General features: G+C 58.2%; 16 protein-coding genes, 1 tRNA gene and 2 pseudogenes. 7 read left to right on the top strand and 12 right to left on the bottom strand.

Translation table 11 applies throughout. The annotated features are described in order from the left end of the window. Positions 1–167: 167 nt before the first annotated feature. From ACR0KM_RS17010 to ACR0KM_RS17000, 3 genes are read right to left on the bottom strand one after another with little or no spacing between them, the layout of a single operon-like run. Positions 168–968, bottom strand: a complete 801-nt coding sequence (locus ACR0KM_RS17010) for an SDR family NAD(P)-dependent oxidoreductase (RefSeq protein ID WP_480860597.1) — start codon at positions 966–968, stop codon at positions 168–170. After that, positions 965–2,494: an AMP-binding protein gene (locus tag ACR0KM_RS17005; protein ID WP_480860599.1), complete on the bottom strand. Its 1,530-nt coding sequence runs from the start codon at positions 2,492–2,494 to the stop codon at positions 965–967. Before ACR0KM_RS17005 ends, ACR0KM_RS17010 begins: the two co-directional genes overlap by 4 nt. Then, a complete protein-coding gene (locus tag ACR0KM_RS17000) occupies positions 2,491–3,651 on the bottom strand; it encodes an acetyl-CoA acetyltransferase (RefSeq protein ID WP_480860601.1) in 1,161 nt (386 codons plus the stop codon). Before ACR0KM_RS17000 ends, ACR0KM_RS17005 begins: the two co-directional genes overlap by 4 nt. An 80-nt stretch (positions 3,652–3,731) precedes the next feature. Between ACR0KM_RS17000 and ACR0KM_RS16995 the strand changes: the two genes are divergently transcribed. Further along, positions 3,732–4,295, top strand: a complete 564-nt coding sequence (locus ACR0KM_RS16995; protein ID WP_480825591.1) for a LuxR C-terminal-related transcriptional regulator — start codon at positions 3,732–3,734, stop codon at positions 4,293–4,295. Positions 4,296–4,455: 160 nt separating this feature from the next. On the opposite strand, the pseudogene ACR0KM_RS16990 reads toward ACR0KM_RS16995, so the two are convergent. Further along, positions 4,456–4,542 (bottom strand): annotated as a pseudogene (locus ACR0KM_RS16990) (ABC transporter ATP-binding protein); the annotation flags it as partial. Here ACR0KM_RS16990 and ACR0KM_RS16985 point away from each other — a divergent pair. Both ACR0KM_RS16985 and ACR0KM_RS16980 read left to right on the top strand, forming a co-directional pair. Next, positions 4,541–4,899 (top strand): annotated as a pseudogene (locus tag ACR0KM_RS16985) (DDE-type integrase/transposase/recombinase); the annotation flags it as partial. The pseudogenes ACR0KM_RS16990 and ACR0KM_RS16985 overlap by 2 nt on opposite strands. Positions 4,900–5,268: 369 nt before the next feature. Then, positions 5,269–6,981: an AAA family ATPase gene (locus tag ACR0KM_RS16980; RefSeq protein WP_480860603.1), complete on the top strand. Its 1,713-nt coding sequence runs from the start codon at positions 5,269–5,271 to the stop codon at positions 6,979–6,981. Positions 6,982–7,000: 19 nt separating this feature from the next. On the opposite strand, the gene ACR0KM_RS16975 is transcribed toward ACR0KM_RS16980, so the two are convergent. Both ACR0KM_RS16975 and ACR0KM_RS16970 read right to left on the bottom strand, forming a co-directional pair. Then, positions 7,001–8,056, bottom strand: coding sequence for a TAXI family TRAP transporter solute-binding subunit (locus ACR0KM_RS16975; RefSeq protein WP_480821354.1), 1,056 nt, complete (start codon positions 8,054–8,056; stop codon positions 7,001–7,003). Positions 8,057–8,086: 30 nt separating this feature from the next. Beyond that, positions 8,087–10,654 carry a coiled-coil domain-containing protein gene (locus ACR0KM_RS16970; protein WP_480860605.1) on the bottom strand — a complete coding sequence of 856 codons (2,568 nt, stop codon included), beginning with the start codon at positions 10,652–10,654 and terminating at the stop codon, positions 8,087–8,089. A 345-nt stretch (positions 10,655–10,999) separates the two neighbouring features. On the opposite strand from ACR0KM_RS16970, the gene ACR0KM_RS16965 reads away from it, so the two are divergent. Further along, positions 11,000–12,241, top strand: a complete 1,242-nt coding sequence (locus ACR0KM_RS16965; protein ID WP_480865524.1) for a hypothetical protein — start codon at positions 11,000–11,002, stop codon at positions 12,239–12,241. Between the two features lie 7 nt (positions 12,242–12,248). On the opposite strand, the gene ACR0KM_RS16960 is transcribed toward ACR0KM_RS16965, so the two are convergent. The 3 genes from ACR0KM_RS16960 to ACR0KM_RS16950 all read right to left on the bottom strand — a co-directional run bounded on the left by ACR0KM_RS16960 (position 12,249) and on the right by ACR0KM_RS16950 (position 15,487). Continuing rightward, entirely contained in the window at positions 12,249–13,565 is a 1,317-nt protein-coding gene (locus ACR0KM_RS16960; protein WP_480821360.1) for a peptidoglycan-binding domain-containing protein, read from the bottom strand. A gap of 123 nt (positions 13,566–13,688) precedes the next feature. Continuing rightward, positions 13,689–14,594, bottom strand: a complete 906-nt coding sequence (locus ACR0KM_RS16955) for a hypothetical protein (RefSeq protein WP_480860610.1) — start codon at positions 14,592–14,594, stop codon at positions 13,689–13,691. A 95-nt stretch (positions 14,595–14,689) separates the two neighbouring features. Then, positions 14,690–15,487: a hypothetical protein gene (locus ACR0KM_RS16950; protein WP_480860612.1), complete on the bottom strand. Its 798-nt coding sequence runs from the start codon at positions 15,485–15,487 to the stop codon at positions 14,690–14,692. Between the two features lie 52 nt (positions 15,488–15,539). Between ACR0KM_RS16950 and ACR0KM_RS16945 the strand changes: the two genes are divergently transcribed. Then, on the top strand, positions 15,540–16,577 hold the full coding sequence (locus ACR0KM_RS16945; RefSeq protein WP_480860614.1) for a hypothetical protein: 1,038 nt from the start codon (positions 15,540–15,542) through the stop codon (positions 16,575–16,577). Between the two features lie 3 nt (positions 16,578–16,580). Here the strand turns inward: ACR0KM_RS16945 and ACR0KM_RS16940 are convergent, their stop codons facing one another. From ACR0KM_RS16940 to ACR0KM_RS16930, 3 genes are all read right to left on the bottom strand, one after another. Next, complete coding sequence (locus ACR0KM_RS16940) at positions 16,581–17,186, bottom strand: hypothetical protein (protein ID WP_480860616.1); 606 nt, start codon at positions 17,184–17,186, stop codon at positions 16,581–16,583. Positions 17,187–17,305: 119 nt separating this feature from the next. Continuing rightward, positions 17,306–19,162: an SLC13 family permease gene (locus tag ACR0KM_RS16935; protein WP_480860633.1), complete on the bottom strand. Its 1,857-nt coding sequence runs from the start codon at positions 19,160–19,162 to the stop codon at positions 17,306–17,308. A gap of 173 nt (positions 19,163–19,335) precedes the next feature. Beyond that, positions 19,336–19,409, bottom strand: a tRNA-Cys gene (locus tag ACR0KM_RS16930). Between the two features lie 224 nt (positions 19,410–19,633). Between ACR0KM_RS16930 and ACR0KM_RS16925 the strand changes: the two genes are divergently transcribed. Together ACR0KM_RS16925 and ACR0KM_RS16920 are read left to right on the top strand one after the other, a co-directional pair. After that, positions 19,634–20,287, top strand: a complete 654-nt coding sequence (locus tag ACR0KM_RS16925) for a protein-L-isoaspartate O-methyltransferase family protein (RefSeq protein WP_480860617.1) — start codon at positions 19,634–19,636, stop codon at positions 20,285–20,287. Between the two features lie 96 nt (positions 20,288–20,383). Continuing rightward, positions 20,384–21,802 carry a TolC family outer membrane protein gene (locus ACR0KM_RS16920; RefSeq protein WP_480860618.1) on the top strand — a complete coding sequence of 473 codons (1,419 nt, stop codon included), beginning with the start codon at positions 20,384–20,386 and terminating at the stop codon, positions 21,800–21,802. Positions 21,803–21,875 lie beyond the last annotated feature (73 nt).

The raw sequence follows: 21,875 nt of genomic DNA, 5'->3' as shown, positions 1-21,875 counted from the left end.
GGCTCAGTCAACGGCTGGCTCGGGTAACATAATCGCATCCAACCGCATCAAACCTTTAAGATGTGCGTGCCAGTACCTGAAATCACATCAGAGAAACCCCAGATTGCCGGTACTGAAACTTGAGGCGGGACAACCCGCGGACGTAGGAGAACGCCCGTGGAACGCGCTTATTGCGTCGTCCAACCTCCGTCGACCGGGATTGTGGTGCCCGTCACATTATGTGCAATCGGATCACACAACCACAGCGCAAGCGAGCCGATCTCTGACGGATCCGATGTCCGGCGCGATGGTTGCTTCTCCGAAAGCAGGTCCGCGACGCCCTTGTCGCGATCGCCGCCGAATTGCGCGGCGCGGGCCTGAACCTGGGGCTCGATGATCGCCGTTTCTGTCCAGCCCGGCGCGATGCAATTCACTGTTACGCCGCCGCTTTTGCCTCCGATATGCGCGTATTCAAGGGCTGCGACTTTGCTCAGCCCCACGATCCCGAATTTGGAGGCCACGTAAGGCGCCTTGTTGACCGATGCGACAAGCCCATGGACCGAGGAAACGTTGATGACCCTGCCATAGCCGCGCTCGGCCATCACCGGCATGGACAGACGCATCGTATGGAACGCGCCCGAGAGGTTCACGGCCAATATCGTGTCCCACGTGGCCGTATCAGCCTTGGCCAGAGCCACGGTTTTCTGGATGCCGGCATTGTTGACAAGAATATCCGCGCCGCCCCACGCCCTGACATCAGCCATCATCTGCTCAATCGCGGAAACGTCCCGCATGTCCGCGTCGAAGAACCGGACGTCCGGGCTGCCGGCCTCTTTCAAAACCGTCGTGGCAGTGCGCACCTGATCCGCATCCGCCAGCCCATGCAGCGCGATGCGCGCCCCGGCCGTTGCGAGGGATTTGGCAATGGCCAAGCCGATACCCTGAACCGATCCTGTGACCAGCGCGGTCTTGCCGTCGATATGTGTCATTGGCCTGCCTCCTTTTTCAACGCAGCGCGCAGTTCGGCTTTCAGCACTTTTCCGTAGTTGTTCTTGGGTAAAGCACCGGTGAACCTGTAAATCTTGGGTCGCTTGAACCGGGCGATCCGGTCCAGACATATCGCATCAAGGGCAGTCTCATCTACTTGCGCGCCACTGGCACAAACCACATACGCAACAACGACCTCGCCCCATTCGGGATCGGGCTGGCCGACAACGGCGGCCTCCTGCACGGAGGGGTGGGATAGCAGAACCTCTTCAACCTCGCGCGGGTAGATATTCGAGCCGCCCGAGATGATCATGTCCTTGGACCTGTCCTGCATGGTCACATACCCGTCTGCATCCATGCGACCCATGTCGCCTGTCCACAGCCAACCGTCGCGAATTGTTTTCCGGGTGGCCTCTGGGTTCTGCCAATAGCCCTTCATGACCGTGCGTCCGCGTACGGTGATCTCCCCGATCTCGCCAAGGGGCACCTCGTGGCCGGAGTCATCCACAATGGCGACCTGAACCTCGGCCTGCGCACGACCGACCGAGTTCAGCCGCGCGCGCCAGTTTGGGTGGTCTCGGTCGGCGACATCATGACGGGACAGGGCGGTGATCCCCATCGGGCACTCGCCTTGACCATAGACCTGCACAAAGCGCGGCCCCATGGCCTCGGTCGCCGCCAGTATGTCTGCCTCATACATGGGTCCACCTGCATAAACGATGGTGCGCAGCCCGTCGCCCGTCCGACCGGATGTGCGTGCCTGGTCTACAAGCCGCTTCACCATGGTTGGTGCGGCGAACATCGACACCGATCCGATCTGCGGCGCAAGGTCCAGAATCTCGGCCGCGTCAAAGCCGCCGCTGTCCGGAACGACGTGACGCGCGCCGCGCAGCACATGCATGAAGTTGTAGATACCAGCCCCATGGCTCATCGGGGCCGCATAGACGATGGCATCCTCCGGGCGAACCTCATCCACATCGGCAAAGTAACTAAGCGTCATCGAGGTCAGGTTTCCGGCGGTAATCATAACCCCCTTGGGGCGACCCGTCGTCCCGGAGGTGTAGAACAACCAGACCAGATCATCCGGGTCCCGCTGGGCCGGAGCCTTTGGCCCAGCCGTGTCCCGCAGATTATGGAACGCCGCACTGTCAACGGACATGCAGGTAATGTGACCGTCCAGACAACGGCTCAACACATCAGCCGAGGGATCATCGGCAAAAACAAGGCGCGCGCCTGAATTGGCAATAATCCATGCCGCTTCCCGGGCATGCAGCTTGGCGTTGATCGGAACCGCGACCGCCCCCAGCCACCAGATGCCATAAAGTACCTCAAGGTATTCCGTCCGGTTCCCGCAAAACAGCGCGACCCGGTCGCCGACACCCACCCCTTGTGCGGCTAGCCCCGCCGCCAGCGCCGCCGCGCGTCTGGCAAATTCCGCATAATCGGCAACGCAATCCGTCCCGCGAAACAGCGCCGGGGCGTGCGGCATATACTTTGCGGTGCGGTCCAGCCAGATCGCGGGGTTCATGCGACAGCCTCCAGAATCGAGCAATAGTTGGCCACACCCGAGCCGCCCATGTTGAACACCGCCGCCAATTCGGCTCCCGGCAGTTGCATATCATCCGCAGATCCAGTGACTTGCCGGGCGGCAAGCACATGCATCGATACGCCCGAGGCCCCGACGGGATGCCCCTTGGCTTTCAAACCGCCCGACAGGTTCACCGGCAAACGCCCGCCGCGCTCGGTCGCGCCGTTTTCGACCAGACGCCCTGCCTGTCCCTTGGGGGCAAGCCCCATGGCTTCATAGATAAGCAGCTCTGCGATCGTAAAGCAGTCGTGGACCTCGGCCAGATCGAGGTCATCCAGAGTTATTCCAGCCTCAGAGAAAGCTGCGGTAAAGGTGCGCTTAGCAGCCGTCAACTCAATGAGATCACGCAGTGACATGGGTAAGAAATCATTCATTTGCACCGCGGCCCGGAATCCGACCGCGCGCGGAAAATCCTCGGTCATATCATCGGTAGCCATGACCACCGCCGCCGCGCCGTCACTGATCAACGAGCAGTCGGTCATTCGTAGGGGCGATGCAATAATCGGATTTTTCTCCGACACTCCGTGGCAGGCGGCAAACCCCAAGTCTTTCTGCAGGTGCGCCAGAGGGTTATCCAGCGCGGCCTTGTGGTTTTTTGCTGCAATCCGCGCCAGCGCCGTCGACTGATCGCCATAGGTCTGAAAATATGCCTGCGCAAACCGCGAGAAGATTTGCGGAAAGGACAGCCCGCTTTCCTCTGCTTGATAAGATGCCCCTGACAGGGATTTGGTGACGCCGCTGGTATCCTGTGCCGTCATCTTTTCGGCACCGATCACCAGCGCCCGGCGCACACGGCCAGCCCTTATTGCATCCCGCGCGGCATAGATTGCAGCCGACCCCGAGGCGCAGGCGTTTTCAACCCGCGTCGCCGGAATGAACCGCAACGCGGGATCAAGCCCAAGCGCCAATGACGATGCAAAGGCATCCGGTACCAGTCCGTTGTTGAAATGACCCAGCCAAATCGCATCCACGTCTTCTGTCGCCAATCCTGCGTGCTCCAACGCTTCGCGTGCCGCATCAATGATCAGATCTTCCAGACTCTTATCCTTATGCGCGCCAAATGGGGTGTGGCCCCAGCCAACGATCCGAGCGTCCATACTTGCCTCCCGTGTTTCACGCATAAATACTACGTCCACTGCGACGCCGCCAATTCCGGTAAAATACGTAAAGGACAGCCATGACCGACCACGTCAGAATTGCGTTCGAGAATGCCCCGGTCGGGCTGATCTACACAGAGGAACGGGTGATTCAGCATTGCAACATGCGGTTTTGCGAGATGTTCGGGTATGACAAACCCGAGCTTGAGCAGCATTCGCTGTCCATGCTTTATCCTTCATCCGAGGAATTCCGGCGCATTGGCGAGATCGGGATCGAGAAAATGCGCGGCCTCGGGCGCTATGCTGACGAGCGTATCATGCGACGCAAGGATGGTAGCCTGTTCTGGTGCCGCGTGCGCGGTCAGTCCCTTGATGCCGCCCATCCATTCATGCAATCGGTCTGGAGTTTCGCCGACATCTCGGACAATCGTCCGGTGACTGAGATGACGCCGCGCGAACGTCAGGTGGCCAAGATGCTGGCCGAAGGACTGACCTCGAAAGAGATGGCCCGAGAGCTTGCGATCAGCCCGCGCACCGTCGAGGTGCACCGCGCGCGCCTGATGGAAAAGTTCGGTGCGCGCAACGGGTTGGAACTGGTTGCGAACCTCGCCGGTTTGCCTCTTCTGGGTTCGGACCAAGACTGACTTTTGGTCTTTCGCCAAACTCATCTTCCAGGCCCGACATACTCGGTACAACCGCGGGGCTGCACATTGCTTTGCCGTCTCAGACCGAAACTGCGGTTCTGAGCTGATACTTCTCGATCTGGGATTTCTACCCATCCAGGTAAGGCGTTGCGCGCTCCTAAACCAGAAAACTGTCGCCCACGGCGTATGCAAAATCAAAACACTGTTCGACGAGCACTATGGCTATCTCACCTTGGTCTCGGAGCAGGAGGCGTGTTCAGCGGCTGCGCACGTTCACATGGAAATGGTACGTGGCTGAGGTATTTGGGAAGTTAAATGGCAAACGGCTTTACCTTTGGCGGGCAGTTGACAACGAATTGAGGTGCATGAGGCGTCGTCACTGAACACCGAAACAAAGCCTGAGCAATGAGATTTCTCAGGAAATTGCTGAAGCGGCACAGTCGTGCGGAGGAAATCCTGACCAATCGCCTAGATCCATGAAAGGCGGCGCTTAGGGATCCAACAGCACTCGAAAAAGGGGCGGGCAGGTGGCTCAACAACGGCGTTAAAAACTCACACCTGCAATTTCGAAGAGGAACGCGCCAAGCAGCGTGTCAGGCTCATGGTTCTTGCGGCAAACTGAGATTGGGTCGGATTCGCCTTACAGAACAACCACAGAACGCTGCAACACATGCTGCCTATGATCGATGCGCAGCAATCCTGATTTCTACCCGTTTGAGCCAAGCGATCAGGTCCCAGATACTGGTTACGCGCAAACTCACACGTACACAGCCTAGATTTTCAGAGAGGTTTCCGACACTATACAAACTGTTGCTGCAGGGCGCTGGGCGCCGTGTTGTTTGCGGCAGTCGGGTGTGGGAATTTAGACGCGACGACAAAGGCCTCTTGCCTTGGGGCCTTCGGACCAGAGTGATCGTTTGGTTGCGAGAGCACTGGCCCGGTGTGTTGGCGTGACGATGTGAGTTTGAGGGGTATGGAAGGCAACAACGCACAAGCGACGGAAGGCTCGGGCCGGGCGGTCAGATCGGATCAGTCCCGCGCGATCTATTGGAGCCAGGCGCATAAACTTGCGCTTGAGAGGCTGAACTTCGCAGTTGCAAGCCGTGTGCCGATGACGGTGTTTGTGGGGCGCTCGGGGACCGGGCGCACGATGCTGCTGCGCGAGATGATTGCGACGAATACATCAACTCTGGTTATTCGTGTTCTCGGCAGTCTGGCGCGTCTTTCGGGCGAGGTGCCTTCGGATGTGATTTCGGCGTTTACCCCAAAGCGGCCGGGTTCAGCAAACATCGCGCAAAACCGGGAAATGCTTGTCGCGTTGCTGCAGTCGCTGCATGCCGCCCAGCGATACCCTGTCCTTGTTGTGGATGATGCCGACGAGCTGTCGAACCTGTATCTGGGTGGTCTGTGTGATCTGTGCGATCGAGCTGTCGACGGCAGGCCATTGCTGAAACTTGTGTTTGTCGGACAGCCGAACATGACGGATATTCTGTCCGGGGTCAGACCCGACCTCGTCGGTCCCGCCTTCAAGTTGGATTGCATGAACGAACAGGATTCGGTCGGCTATCTGAAAGCGCGGCTCGGCACTGCGGGCGTGAAAGAACCCAAACTGGACAAGAGCGCCACGCGTGAGCTGTTTGCGCTGACCAGCGGAATTCCGGCAAAGCTGAACGCGATTTGTGACGCTGTGCAACAGGATGGTTCTGATGGCGCTGCGGCAGTCATCGACAAGGCAAAGCTGCGCCAGATTGCAGCATCGATCCGGGCGCCAGATCGGACCAAAACGGCTGACACCTCGCGCGGTGATCATACACCTGCAGACCCACAACTGCTGGCGCGCGCCAATCAGGTTGCGGGGATTCTGCAAACTGCGTCCGAAGCAGATCAGGCTGAGTCGCCACAGCCGCGATCCGAACCAAAAGGATTTGCCCGCAAGGCAGGCTTCGCTGCAGCGGCGGTTGCCCTGATTGGGGCCGGCGCTTATCTGATGCGACCGGCCAGCATGTCGGACGGGCCAACCGAGACAGCTGAAGCCGAAGATGTCGCGGCGGCTGCGAATTTGGGCAGCAGCGCATCGGTGCTGGCGCGGTTTGTACCGGGAACTGCCGCTGCTGCCGAAGCGCGCGTTGGGCGCATCGCGTCGGCACTGGCCGAGGCCGAGTCCACCGCGTCGGGACAATATCTGGCCGCATTGGACCTTGCTGAAACCGCACCGGATGCTGCCGCAGTTGGATATGCGCGGGCTGCGCTTTCGGGCCATGCGCGCTCTGCCTATTATCTTGGTCAGATTTACGAAACGGGCGAGGGCGTGCCCGTAGACCTTGTGCTTGCCCGGCTGTGGTATGGCAAGGCCGCTCCGCATATCACCGGGGCCGCAGCCCGTTTGCAGGATATGGAGCGCCCGGCCGAGGCGGGGGCAGTGGCCGCCCCGACACCGTTGTTCTCAAAAAAGATGGTCGACGGATTGCTTGATCTGGTCTGGACCAGCGGCGAGGGGGCCGATCCGGCCGCTTATCGCGTCGAGCTTTCGTCAACGTTCAGCGATACAGTACTGTATTCTGCGCGTGTCACGACCTCGGCGCTGCGGCTGAAGCCACCGCAGGCGGCGCGGACATGGCGTGTGATCGCCCTTGATGCGAATGGTCGCGAGTTGGCCTCACCCTGGATGGAGATCAGGCTGAATTAGACTTCAGCCTGATCGTGTTTCAGCACCCTATAACGGCGCAGATGCGGGCGCGATAGGCCGCATTGGCTTCACTTTCGATGCTTGGTTGCGCCGTTGTTTCTACTGGTCCGCAGTCCATTTGATAGCTCTCGCTCAGGCCCAGATTCACGCACTGAGAGATATTCCAGCCGGGTGGGATATCGTTCAGGTCGACGTCGTTCCATTTGGGATGGCCCGACTCCTGCAGCGTTTGGAATTCTTTCGCGATCAGATGGGCCACATCGGCGACCGCATTGCAACTGGCGCGGTGATAGTTGTTGCGCTCGGGCAGGTATTCGTAGGTCATCAGCACGGCCTTAACCGCCACAACGTCGATGGTGTCCTGCTGGAACGGATAAGTGCCCGCCTCGATCTTCGATGGTGTGTAGACCGCCGAGAGGGTGGAGTCTGTCACTGGCAGAAGATGCAGCTTTTCTGGATCAATCTGATCGGTCTGGAACAGCTTGGTGGGCGCGCCCGCCACATAGAAGAACGCGTCGATTTCGCCGTCCAACAGCATCTGCAACGAGGTGTCGGCGTTGATCGTCAAACGCTCGGACGGGGTGACATTTGCCAGATCCAGAACCAGCGAGGCGGTCAGAAACGTGCCACTGTCCTCTACCCCAACCGCAACCTTACGACCGGTCAGATCCGCCAGCGTGTTGATGTCCCGCTTGGCCAGAATATGCACCTCTTCGTTGTAAAGCGGAAAGGCGATGCGGACACCAAAGATGGCCCGCGCGATCTCGGGGTCTTCGCTGGAATAGGTCTTGAGGTACTCCAGAACGTCACTTTGCACGATCCCCAACTGGGTGTGGCGGCGCTGTCGGACGCCGAGGAAGTTCTCAAGCGACCCGGCGCTTTCACGTACATTCAGTTCGATCCCGCAGGCCGAAGCCAGCCCGCTCAGGTCGCCACCAATCTGAATGTAGGTCCCTGTCGGGCCACCCGTCAGGATGTTGCGCTCGAATGCCGAAGCGGCTGCGGGCAGCACAAGGCTCAGGCCCGCCACAAGAATGGTTCTGGTCAGTCGTTTCCCCAGCCTGAACAACTTCATGTCTTACTCCCTCTCGAATACCAACAAAACTTAACAAAACTCACCAGAGCGCACCAAATGCAGCAAGGTGTGACGATTGATCTCTCCGGTCGCGGTTTGAAGTGCATCAACCGCGCAGGACCCACTTGCAAGCGCGTTGACGAGCGCATCTACGACGTCGGATGAAAGGTCGCTCAGACCCGGCGCATCGTCCAGAACGGCGCGCACGACTGCGACAGGTTTCTGCGGGCCAGCGGTGCGATTCACCTGTGGTTCGACGGCTTCGGGTTGCGGCGGGGGTGCTGCTGCAACTTCTTCCGACTGCGTGCTTTCCGCAGCGGTTTGCGCAGGCGCTTGCGCGACGGGGGCGTCAAGCGCCTGAAGACCAGCGGCCAGGTTTGAGAGCTGGTCGCGGTACAAGGTCGCCTGTTGGCGCAGAGCGTCCAGTTCGGTGCGGGCATCGTCCGCCTGCGCCTTGGCCTGTAACAAGTCCGCTTTTTGCTGTTCAAGCGCGGCCTCCGCAGCCTGTGCTGTCTGCGCTTTGATCTCAGCAAGCTCGGCAAGTTCGGATGCCGCAGCATCGCGCTGTGCTATTATTTGCGCCGTCTCAGAGGACGCACGCTCAAGCTCGTCACGGGCCAGAGCAATTTCATCCAGTATCGCGTTCAGCCCGTTTTCGGCATCGGCAGCCTGCTGGATCAGTTCCGCGGCTCGGTCGCGCTCTTGGGTGGCTGCTTCCGTCTCGGCCAACAGTGTATCTCGTTGGGTGGTAAGGTCAGTGATTTGCGCGCTGATCGTATCGCGCTGGCCCACAGCTTGGGCGAGAGCGGCGGCGAGGGTCTCTGTTTCAGCGCGTAGTTCGCCCAAAGCGTCTTCAGACGCGCGCGCTTCTTGGACCTGCGTCTCACGGGCCGCCTGAAGTTCTTCAAGCTCCGCCGTGGCTTGGACAAGCGCCTCCGCCTTCTGTTCGCGTTCAACCCGTAGATCATTCAGTGACGCATAGAGGTCTATCTTGCTCTGCTCACCGGCTTGCACCTCATCGGCCAGGGTTGCCAGCGCGGTTCTGAGCTCAGCCAGAGTCGCCTCTTGCCGGGTCAACTCTTCCTGCGCCGAGGCGCTTTGGGTTTGCAGCGCTGCAAGGCTGTCGGTTGCCGTTGCGCGTTCGGCTTCTGCTGCAGCGATCTGTGAGCGAACGCCTTCAAGTGCTTGTTGCGCCTGCACAAGTTCGTCTTCGAGTGCGGCTCTGTCGGTCAGCACCTGCTGCGCTTCTGCCTCCTGTTGTTGCAGGGCAGCGAGATTCGCCTGAAGGCCGGATAATGCGCTTTCGAGCGAGGCGCGTTCCTGCTGCGCGGCCTGCGCGGCATCTTCGGCTTCGGCGCGCGCCTCGGTCAGCGATGCGATTTCTGCCGATAGTGTTTCGCGCGTTTCCGAGGCCTCGGTCTGTGCCTGACCAAGCTCGGTCCGGGTCTCACTAAGCGTTTGCTGTATCTCGGCCAGTTCGGTTTCCGCCGAAGATTTTTGCCCGGTCAAGGCGTCGAGCGCGGACTGCGCCTCGGTCAGGTTGCTCTGCAGGGCGGCCAGTTGATCGGTGCTGCGCGCCAACTCGGCATTGACACTCTCCCGTTCGTCCACCAACGCCGTAAGCGCCTGCTTGGCCGAGGCGATTTCAGCTGCGTCCTCGGCCCTGTCATTGCTCTCGCCAGCCAGAACCTCAAGCTCGTCGCGCAATACGGTTTCCTGCTGTTGCAACGCTGTTATCGAGCTGTTCAGCGCGGTTTGCTGATCGGTCGCGGCCGCGATTGCAGCTACCAAAGCCTGTTCTTCGGCCTGTCGGGCCTGGACGGCCTCTTGTACGCTGGTCAACTCGTCCGTCGCAACGGCCATGGCCTCGCGCAGCTCTGACAGGCGCGACTGCCCCTGCTGAAGTTCAGACTGGTGCGCTTCCAAATCGGTCGTCACCTGCGCCAGCGCATCCTGCTTGGCCGCAAGGTCAGAGGTGACGTTTTCAAGGGTCGTCCTGTTTTCGTCCAAAGTCTCGTTCAGCGCATCCAGTTGCGTGTTTGCCGCCAACTGGTCACGGGTCAGGGTCTCGACATCGGCTGCCAGCTCGGCGGCCAGCATCCGGTCGGCTTCCATCTTTGTCAGAAGATCGCGCATCTCAAGCTTTGCCTGCTCAAGATTGCCTGCTTCGGCCGCTGCGGTTTCGATCTGTACGTTGAGATCGGCGAGCCGGACCTCGCCCGCCTGGATCGATGCTTGCAGCTCGGCAAGTTCCTGTCGCCGCTCAGTCACCGCTGCCTGGCTGGCCTGACTTTCCTGTTCCATCAGGCCACGCGTTTCTTCCAGTTCGGCCAGTCGCGCCGCATTTTCACGTCGCTCGGAATCCACCGAGGTGATCTGAGACTGTAATTCGGAAAGCTCGGTTTCAGCCACCGCGATCTCTTCGGCCAAAGCGGCTTTGGTGTCTTGCGCGCGGGTGATTTCCTCTTCCAGCAGAGCAAGGATTTTACGCAGCGAGGCCGCGGTCTTTGGTTCCTGTTCGGTGCTGGCTGCGGCGTCTTCGCTCTCCTGCGCCAACACGATCGGCGCCCAAGCTCCGAAGACCAGAACGAATATCATTAAACAAAACAGCCGAAACCGGACCATAATCCACTCTCCAAACAATAAGCTGCAGGGCAAATCTCTCACATATCTGTGAAAAAGTCTAATCCCCAACCTGGTTCTGGGCCGCAGTTTTTGGATTCCCGATTTTGATGCACAAAGCCGGCTTTGCCGCAGTGTTTCGACCAACGCCCCGGCCATTTCAACAGGTATCGCCAGAGGACGTGCGCAGGAAAATGCTGGAACAATTTCAGAGTTGTGGTAGGTTTTTTCAGGTATTTGGTAGGCTGCGAGGTCAGCATGTTTTGCTTAAGAAATCACTTTCGTTCATTGAACCGGTTTGTCGGGCTTGCGGGCTTAGTCTTGTTACAATTCCTGCCCGGTCAGGCGACCGCACAAAATCTGACAGGTCAGGCGGGTCGGGCGGCTTCGGTCGATCTGGTTGCCGCCGCAAGCGACTTGTCGATGCAAAATGCGTATGCGCGTGCGTTGTTTCAGTTTCTGCGCTCGAACCCGAATATGCTGAATGATCAGCAATTCTATGTGAATTTCGTATCATATCTGATCTCGAACGAACTGGGCCATGACTGCCGCGAAGCTTTTGCCAACGAATTCGAGCGGCGCGATTTTTTTACCCAGTCGATGCAGGCCTTGCCGCAGTTGCAGCAGGTTATCGCCCAAAAAAACATCCCCGACCGTTTTGAGATCAGCTATCAGGTGCTCACCGGCGAATATGATTTTACCACTGGAAACCTGCCGTTCAGCAACATCCGCAGCGTGGGAGAACAGCTGGGTTCTTCGATCCGCTCCAGTCATGGGCGTAATTGCGCAGCGCAGATGCTGCAAGGCACATCCGTGGACACCAATACATTCCCCTGGGATTTTCGTGTGGTTAACGAAGCCGGGGAAAACCAGGCCCCCGGCTTTCCGTTCGCCCACTCACTGCAAGTGAATGCGGGGGATGCGCGTACTTTGTTCGAACAGTTCGGCAGGCAACTGTATTCGATTGTCAGTTATCAGGTGCTGGCCGCATCTGACGGAACGTACCGCGTGCAGGTCATTCCGACCAACGCGCAATTGTTCGGTCTCTCTGACAATGCTGTCGTACGTACAAAGAGTTTCGCACATCCGACTCTGGCGCAGCCCAGCTATCTGGACGTTGCAACAAAGCTCATAGTCCAGTCAGAGCCTCTGAACCTGAATGCCGAGGTTGTTCTAGAGCAAGAAGGATTCCGTGCAGTTGCAAAGGGTACGGGGCAGGGCAGGGGAACCGGCGTGACCGTAGGTGGAACCTACGAGGTGTCGGGGTCTGCTGCGGTGGGAGCGACCAGCTTTATCATGAGAATCGCCGCACCCCAGCTCAATCAACAGGTGCCGGGCCTGCGCAATGTGCCGGGGGCAAAGCGTTATCTGACGTTGTACGGAGATATCGATTTCAACAATATCACCGCGTCGTCTGCACCGGTCACGGGTCGTGCTGTGGTCTTGCAGGTCGATCCGGATAGTCGCCTGCAAGAAACCAATGCGTTCCCCTTCAATGGGCAGTTCATCGCGAACCCTCCTGCGGAACAGGCTCAGGCCGCGACGCCGGACGCCAGCGACTGACCTCAGATCAGTTGCCTGTCGCTTCGGTCGAGGCCAGCGAGGCCGGAGTGCTGAACAGATCGCCACCGTTTGCAGAGGGCGCTGCCTGAGACTGGCTTGCAACTTGTCCCGCCTGGGGCTGCGCGCTGCCTGAGAAGATGTCGAGACTGCTTTGTGGCGTTTGTTGCTGGGCGACCTGTGGTGTTGGCGCAGTGGCTGTTCCTGCAGCAAACAGTGTTGTGGTCTGACCGCCCTGCGGTGCTGCAGGCTGCGGCGCCTGCTGCTGTTGCGGTACAGCCGGTGCAAAGAGGTTCTGTTGCTGCGTGTTCGCAGGCGCAGCGCCTTGCGGCGCCACCTGTTGTTGCGGTGCGCCAAACAGTGGCGTCGGGGCGGCTGCTGCTGTTGTAGGCTGCTGCGCACCAAAACCGGGCTGCGGGGCGGGAGTTGCCGCAAATCCTCCTTGCGCAGGTGCGGTTTGCGGTGCTGGCGTGCCAAAGGCTTGAACAGGTTGCTGCGCTGCAGGGGCGCCGAACAAGGGGTTGGGCTGCGCCGGAGGTTGTGGCGCGATGCCTTGCCCTGTCGTCTGAGCTCCAAACGGATTAGCCTGCTGCTGGCCTCCAAAACCGGCTTGAAACGTGGGCTGCTGGGCGCCGAACGGCTGCTGCACCGCACCTTGGGCATTCGCTTCATGATAGAGGTATGGCGGTGATTGCAGGCCTGCCGCGTTGCGGGCCATCACCAGACCTTGAACAGGGGTCACGGTGGCGGGGGACATGCCCTGCTGCGCCAAGAATACATTCATCGCGCCACGGGTTCCGGGCCCGTTCGAGCCGTCAATGCTCCCCTGATAATACCCAAGCGTTTGCAACCCTTGCTGCAGCATGACCACTTCATTGCGGTTCAGTTCACGCCGCGCAAAGACCTGATTTGATCCGGGAACCTGGCTGAGCAACGTCACATATTGCGGTCGTGTCAACTGGCCGGTTTGTGGCTCGCCCAGCGAAGCCTGAAATTGCCTGATCACGTTGCGGCTGTTGCGCCCCAGAACACCATCAACCGTGCCGATATTGTACCCCAGATCGCGAAAAGCGGATTGAATCTGAATACGCTCTGCGCGGGTATATTGTCCGTTGAGACTGGGCGCGGAAGTTGTGCCAGCGCTTGACCGCTGGGTCGTTGCTGCCCGTTGTTGTTGCTTGGCTCTTTGATTGTCGGAGATGCCTTTATGGATCAGCGCGCCGACCACGCCTCCGATCAAAAGGTCTTTGGTGTCCGCCAGCGTCGCAACCGGCGCGGTGACGGCCAAAGACGCGGCGACAAAGGTAGCAATGGATTGTTTTTTCATAACGAAGCCCCCAGGCAGCTTAGAAAACAACTGAAAATTGATAGAATGTGAAGAAAAGACTAGCTGCGAAGACACTTTACGTCCATGCGAAACTTTCAGCTGTGACTCGCGCAAAAGTGGCAATCAGGCCTTGGGATCCGATGGGCGGGCGATATACGCATTGGCCAAGGCGACCAGGCTGCCGATCAATCCAAGCACCGTTGCCAGCGCGACAGGAAACGCATCTTCTTTCAGGCGCTGTGTCGCGTTTACCGTCAGGCATTTTCGTCTTTCGCCGACGCCGACACGATTCAAGCAAAGGGCGCTGTATTTCAGCTCGGTTGTCGCAACAAGATCAATCCCGGTTGCATTTGGATTCAGTTCCGCGATGAACATCTGCGCCGGAACGTCGCCAGTTTCGCCGTTTTTATGCGCGAGGCCGAACAAGCGCCGCCAACGCGGTTCGGGCGTGAGGGCAAAGCTGATGCGGTCGCCCGGAAAGAACGTGCCCTGTTTGACGACGCTTGAGGCTTTCCAGATCAACCCCAATTCCTGCCGGATCTCATAGCGTCCGTCTTGCAGCAGCAACGAGTCAGATGCGTTCGGGACATCCCCAATTGTGACGATCCCGCGCACCGGAAGCACCGTGCGCCCATAGGCATGATAGAAAGGGATGCGCAGGACGGAACTTGCGGTGACCTCTTTGCCGTCTGATAAAAAGACCGGTTTGGCGCTGTCATTGCGCTCAACCAGAACCTCGACCCAGTCCTGATCGAACGAGCGGAAAGTCAGCGCATAGCCATCTGTCCAGCGGATTGTGGTTTCCCCCAGAACGTGATCTTCAAAAAACGCGGGATTACACCAGTTCAACTCGTTCGTCTGATCCTGGTGGTCGCTGTTGCGCAAGCAGACCTCGAGTTCAGGCAAACGCCATTCGTTCGAGGAATCGTCGATGACGTCCACGCGTGCAATCTCGGTCCGAGCGGAAATTGCGAAAGACTGTTTTCGCTCAGGCACATAGTAGGCCACGATCCAGATCAGCAGCAGCACCCCCGCAGCTCTGCTGATGGATCCCCCGTTCGTAGGGATGAATTTGAAATTCCTGAGCCAGTTTGCGACCGCGCCCAGACGAGGAAAACGCGTCTCTATCGGTCCGCTCCGATCAGGATTTCGGCGTTGCGGGGGGCCGAGGTGCGACCACGGTAAAGTCTTTCATAGCTGATTGCGATGGCGCGGTTTTCACTGTTTGCCAACCGTTCGGGTGGGATTTCAAGGATACAGCGATAGTTGAACGCGAGCGCCTCGGGGATATCAAGTTTTTCGCAACGCGCATCTATTCTATTGGCCTGGTCATCTGCGATCCACGCTTCGAATAACAGCTCATCGGCGCGGGCGATGTTCATGTTCAACAGCACTTGAATCTTGCCCTCGTCAGTCAGTTTTGGCCGACTCGCTTCGTTCAGGTAGTTGGCGATGAACTGACGTGGGCTCTGCCCGGTTGTTTCGGTATCCGCACAAGAGCCGAGTTCAAGGGCGACACCACTGTTGTCCGGTGTCACGGTTTCAACCAATGGGCTGTTGAGGGCATCAAACCGTAGTTCGAACTCGATACCAGGGTCGTTTTCAACCACATCCGTTGACGGGTCATCATAGGTTTCGGGGGCATCAAATTCGACGACTGCCGCATAGCTGCCATTGATCGAGGTGATACGAGCGCAGAACTTCTGTGCGAGCCACCCCTCGGGCAATACCGTCAGGACTTGCGGTGCGGCTTCGCCAAGTTCGTGCCCCACGATATGCAGGCCCCGCAACCAACTGGGCTTTGAAATTAGCGCCCGATCAAGCTCGGCTTCGTCGATCACCCGCCCGACCAGAGGTTGTGGATCAGCGAGCGCAGCAGCGGGCCAGAGGCTGACCAGAAAAAAAAGAAATGACAGTCGCATAAAATCTGTTTTCGTAGATACTGGTTACACACAGAAACTATAGTCGATTCAGATGAACCTGCGAAGCTTTTTCCTTTTTGTGTTTTGGGGCCTGCCCGTCGCTGCCGCAGATGTCGCGCTTGTCGACGATGAGCTCGGACAGGCCGTATTGTTTAAGAATCGCGGGCTTTGCTACGCGGTTCTGCCCAATCATGTCTCGACCGGGAAAGAGCGTATCGCTCTGGCTGTAGCGGAACCGGCACAAACCGGTACTGCCGAGATTTTCTGGCGCGATCCAGAATCCGACCTGGCACTGGCATTTGTCGAGGGGGGGCTGCAGAACAGGTGCCAGCTTGAACTCGCGGCGCTTGATAGCGATCTATCCCGAACGCTGCAGACCGCCGAATTTGGGCTGATCAAGAGTGTTCATTTCGGAGGGGCGTTCTTCGATCGGATCGGCGCATCTTTGGTGGATGTGGGGGAACAGTTCGTAACAGTTCGTATCAACGAATCCGGTATCGATGCCGAGGTCATGCAAGGGCTGTCTGGTGCGCTATTGTCGGTAGCCGGTCGGCCGGTTGGAATAGCCATAGACTCGGCTTCGGCGACGGAGGCGCGGTTTTTTCGCATGGATCGTATTGCGGGCTTGGTTGGGGCCAACCTGTCTAGAAATCATCCGCAAAGGCGAGCGATTCCAAAAGCGCAGGATGGACTAGGATTTCGGGTTACAGGTTTTGGAAGTGGAGATGGAGGCGGCGTGGTGGCGCTCGAGCCTGATTCTCTGAATGAACCATGGATCGCGCATTGGACGGGGGACGAAATTGTTTTCGAGGTCACCCTTTCTAATGAGGAACTGGTGCAGATCAATCGGATCTCGATGAGAGCGATACCGGACGACAAGACAACATCGCCGCGTCAGATTAGGGTTGAAATTGACCGCGGTTTGCCGGAATCAAGCTATTGGGTTCCTCTGTATGCTCCGGACATGGGGCCAAATGGCGTATTTGAGATGACAACAGGGGGCACGATCGGTCGCCGTATCCGCATCACTCTTACAGATGTATGGAACACCGATCTGGATGTGCGGCTGGATCAATTGATCATCGAGTAGCAATTACTCTTTCAAGTCAATTTGCGTCTGCAAGTCTTCGCCGCTGCCCGTAGACGCAGTGCCGCGCAAGACGCCGTCATTCCCCAGGTTCAGGATAAATCGCGGAGCACTGTTAAAATAGGGGTTGTATTGAAGGGTTGAGCCAACCTGGCGAAAGATACACCTCTGTGCATCACCCCAGCACGCGTCATTCACTGCAGCTGGGACCGGGATGAGGACTTCGCCCCGGTTTTGAACAAAGGTGCCACCCGAACTTGCCACCCATCGTGACGTGTGGGGGTACTTTCCTTCCTCGCCGGCCATTTGGATTCGCAGCGTTGCACCACTATCCAGTATTGCCTTTATTGCCGCTTCACGCATGACCGGATTGGTCGAGAACAGAGCATGCTCCTTGGCAAGACGCTGCAAAGCGGGGTCTTTGAGTTTCAACATCTCCTGAACCAGAGCGTATTGCAGTCTGAGGTCCGGGTTTTGTAGGGCCTGTTGGTATTTGGAGATGTCACCTACGGCACCTTGCGCGCGCCCTAGGACGTCCTCGAAACTTTGCGCTTGTGCAGCGTTGGATGTGAGAAAAGCAAATGCGAAAACTGAAAATACTCGTCTGAACAAAACAATCCCCTTTTTATCGCTTTGACGGAATGTCGTAAAAATCGTCGTAGCCCAGCAAAGTCTTGTAAGCCGAACCTGTCAAGTGGTGTCTGCGCGCTCCGGTCTTGAACGGCCGCTGTTCAGAAAAGCAGGTTCAGCATGACCAGCGAGACGATCAGAAAGAGGAATGTCATCACACCACCCGAGCGGATGAAATCAGTCACCTTGTAGCCCGCTGGCCCCATAATCAGGGCGTTCACCTGATGGGTCGGAATGATAAAGCTGTTCGAAGTCGAGATCGCGACAGTCAACGCAAACAGTGCGGGGCTTGCTCCGGCGGCGACGGCAATCGAGACTGCAAGCGGTACCAGCAGCACGGTCGCCCCGACATTTGACATCACCAGCGAGAAAGCAGTGGCCAGAATGGCAACCCCGGCCTGCAGTGACCAGATCGGCCAGCCGTCGAGGATTGTCATGATCTGCTGGGCAATCCATGCTGCCGTTCCCGTGTTTTGCACCGCCTGACCCAAAGGGATCAGACAGGCCAGCAGAAAGACCGTGTTCCAGCCTACGGCGCGATAGGCCTCGTCGACGCTCAGGACCTTTGACAGCATCATCCCGGCGGCTCCGGTCAGAAGGCACAGCGACAGACGAATATCGGTGAACAGGATCATCGACAGCGAGATGGCAAAGAAGGCCAACGCCCAGCCCACCTTTTGCGGGCGTAGTTCATCTTGCGGGAAATCCGATGTCACAACGACGAAATCCGGATCACGCTTGATCCGCATGAGATTGTCCCAGCGCGTATGGGCCACCAGCATGTCACCTGCATGAAATTCTTCCAGCCCGATCTGCGTGGCTTTATGGTCTTCGGTCTCAACATGGCTGAGCGTTTCTTCCCCTCTGTGGATTGCCAGCAGGGACATCCCATAGGTTTTGCGGAACAACAGCTCGCGGGGGCATTTGCCGATCAGCTTGCTGTCAGGCGGGACGACCACCTCGGCGATACCTGCGTTGGTGGGGGCGAATTCTTCGACAAATACATCAAGGTCCGGCAGCACCGTCAGCCCGTATTTTTCGGCAAACTGCTCGACCACCCAGCGGCGGCCAACAATGGCCAGCCGGCATGGCGCCGCGATTTCGGCTGTCAGCACCTGCACCATCGAGGTCTTGCCGCGATAGAAGGTCGAGATAATGTAGAGGTGATCCTCATAGTTGATGTCGGCCAGAATGCGCCCCACCAGTGGGCTGTCGGCGGGAACAACCACCTCAAATACATCGGCTTTCAGGCCATAGACCCGTTGCAGGTATTCTTGTGTGCCCTGACCGCTGCCGATGTTTTCCGATCCCGCATCACCCGGCAGCACCCAACGCCCCAGCAGAAGGAAATAGGCGATGCCGGTAAGGATCAGGACAGCACCGATGGGCGTGACCGAGAACAATCCGAACGGTTCCATCTTTTGGTCGTCGGGCAGGCCTTCGTTAGCGGTGAGGATCAGGTCATTCAAAAGGATCAGCGGCGAAGACCCGACCATTGTCATCGTCCCGCCAAGGATGGCGCAGAAACCCATGGGCATCAGCAGCCGCGACAAAGGGATGCCGGAGCGGGATGAGATTCGGCTGACCACCGGCAGAAACAGCGCAGCCGCGCCCACATTCTGCATGAATGACGAGATCACCCCAACGGTCCCGGAAATGATCGGCAGCACCCGGTTCTCAGACTTGCCGCCGTATCTCAGGATGACCGCCGCCACCTTGTTCATGATGCCGGTCTTATCCAGACCCGCGCCGACGATCATCACAGCTATGATCGAGATCACGGCATTTGAGGCAAAGCCATCGAACAGATGCGGCACGTCGGCGAGGTTTCCCAGCCCCGGCAAATAGCTGAGCAAACCAATCAGAACCAGTACGACAATGGCCGAGAGATCAATCCTGACGATTTCCGATACGAAGAGAAAAACAGTGAAAGCCAGCAAGGCGCAAACAACGCCCATTTCGTAGGTAAATGTCAGTTGTTCCACACGGCTACCAGCATTTTTGGTCGACAGGGTAACTCGTATGTCTATGGGATGGACAAGAATTTGTCATGAACTTTTGAAACACTGCGGCACGTACCCGACGAACTGGCCAGCGAACTGAGTGCTAAGCCTAAGTGCTTGGAAGTAAATGGAGGCGAGTACCGGAATCGAACCGGTGTACACGGATTTGCAATCCGCTGCGTCACCACTCCGCCAACTCGCCTTTTTCAGTGAAATCAATCACTTGTCGTGGTGTGGGCCGGGTTCTAACAGCTTTCTGACACAACGTCCAGAGCCTATCGCGCGAAACTGAGGGCTTGCGGGGGAAATTCGGCGTATCGGTCGATCAACCTTTTTGCCGCGGAAGGATTTGGTCGCTGGCCCGTTGCCGCACGGGGGCGGATGTGGCAAAAGCCCGGTAACTGAGCGACAAGAATGAGCGATCACATGACAGACTTTGCGGCCCGGCGCCTTACTATGGTTGATACGCAGGTCAGACCTTCGGACGTGACCAAATTCCCGATTATCGATGCAATGCTAACCGTGAAACGAGAGAACTTCGTGCCCGACGCGCAGCGCGAGGCAGCCTATGTGGGGGATCTGATCACTTTGGATGCCGGGCGTTGCCTGCTGGAGCCGCGAACGCTGGCGAAGATGTTGGACGCGGTGAATATCTCGAATGATGAGGTCGTGCTGGATATCGCCCCGGCGCTTGGCTATTCGACCGCAGTGGCAGCGCGCATGGCCGAACTGGTTGTTGCGGTTGAAGCGGATGAGGCACTCGCGGCCGAGGCTCAAACCCTGCTGATGGAAGCGGATGCCGATAACGCGATTGTCCATATTGGCCCCTTGCAGCAGGGTGCGGCTGAACACGGTCCTTATGATGTGATCATGATCCAGGGCGGTGTCGAGCAGGTGCCCGATGCGCTGCTTGAGCAACTCAAGGATCAGGGGCGGATCGTTTGCCTGTTCATGGAAGGTGATCTGGGTACCGTGAAGGTCGGTCACAAATCCTCAGGCCGCGTCTCATGGCGGTATGCGTTCAACGCCAGTGCCCCGGTTTTACCCGATTTTTGCGCAGAGTGTGCATTTTCGCTATAGTTGACCAACAGTTATTTTTTGACGCCTTGATTACTTGAAAACAACGACGCAAACTGCCTTGGTGGTTGCGTAATTTCGATTTGAGAGGATTTGGTTATGCGCGGGACAGCAACAGGAAAGCTGGTCAGAGGACTGGCTTTGGCGGCGGGTATTGCATTCAGTGTGGTGCCCGACAAGCCAGTATGGGCCGACAACCTGACCGATGCATTTATCGGGGCCTACAACACCAGTGGCTTGCTAGAGCAAAACCGCGCCCTGTTGCGGGCAGCTGACGAAGACGTCGCGATTGCCCTGTCTGCGTTGCGTCCGATCATCAACTGGACCGTGCAGATTAGTCGTGATTACACTCGGACCAGCGTCAACGATTTCGTCTCGACCAACGAGCCGTCGAACTTCTTCTCTGGTCTGACGCTCAGTCAGCTGATCTATGACGGCGGAGCGTCGGTGCTTGGGAAGCAATCGGCTCAGGAAACCGTGCTGTCCACACGCCAGACGCTGATTGATATCGAACAACAAATCCTGTTTCGCGCTGCCACCGCGTATCTGAGCGTCCTGCTGCAGGAAGAGACCGTCCAAATCCGCCAGAACAACGTCGAACTGTCCAGCGAAGAGCTGCGCGCCTCTCAGGATCGATTCGAAGTGGGTGAGGTGACCCGGACCGACGTAGCCCTGTCCGAAGCGCAGCTGGCGACGTCGCGCGCTGATCTCGCGGATGCCCGCGGTGATCTGAGCACGGCGCAGGCGGAATACGTCAATGCTGTCGGAAAGCTTCCGGGCCGCACGGCAGGTCAACCGCGATTGCCGAATCTGCCGCGCTCGGTGGATGAGGCGCAGAACCTTGCACGACGCAATCATCCGGCCATCCTGTCGGCGCAGCATCAGGTGCGTGCGCTGGATCTGATTGTTGAGCAACAGCGTGCCGGCTTGGGGCCGAACGTGACGCTGAATGCTGATGCGGGCATCACCGAAAGCTTTGACGACGACGATTCCGTCAATGATGCCAGCATTTCTTTGAACTTTAACCAGCCGATCTATGCCGGGGGTGGTCTGGCCGCCGCTGTACGCAGTGCAATGGCAACTCGTGATGCGTCACGCGCGAACCTGCTGAATGTGCAAAAAGATATCACGCAAGGGGTGACGGACGCCTATGTCCGGTTTCAGACGGCGACCGCCAGCCTGACCGCTTCGACCGAACGTGTGCGCGCCTCGCAGGTGGCATTCGACGGCATCCGCGAAGAGGCGACACTGGGTGCGCGGACCACGCTGGACGTTCTTGCGGCACAGCAGGACCTGCTGGATGCGCAACTGGCAGAGATCGCGTCGCGTACCGAACGGTCTTTGGCTGCGTATCAGCTGCTTCAGGCACAAGGTTTGCTGACGGCGGAACGCCTTGGTCTGGCGGTGCAGATCTATGATCCCACTTTGTACTACAACCTTGTGAAGAAGGCCCCGTCTCAGGTTAGCAAGCAAAGCCGTGACCTGGATCGGGTGCTCAAGGCGTTGCGGCGCGACTGAATGACATCACTACCGGTTGTGGTGTGGGTCTGGATTGGCTACAATCGGGCTCAGAGTCAGAGCGGTAGTGAAT

The organism is Ruegeria sp. G10 (genome assembly GCF_056533645.1).
The sequence above is the reverse complement of the archived record's forward strand: the minus strand, read 5'-3'. Positions and strand labels throughout refer to the sequence as shown.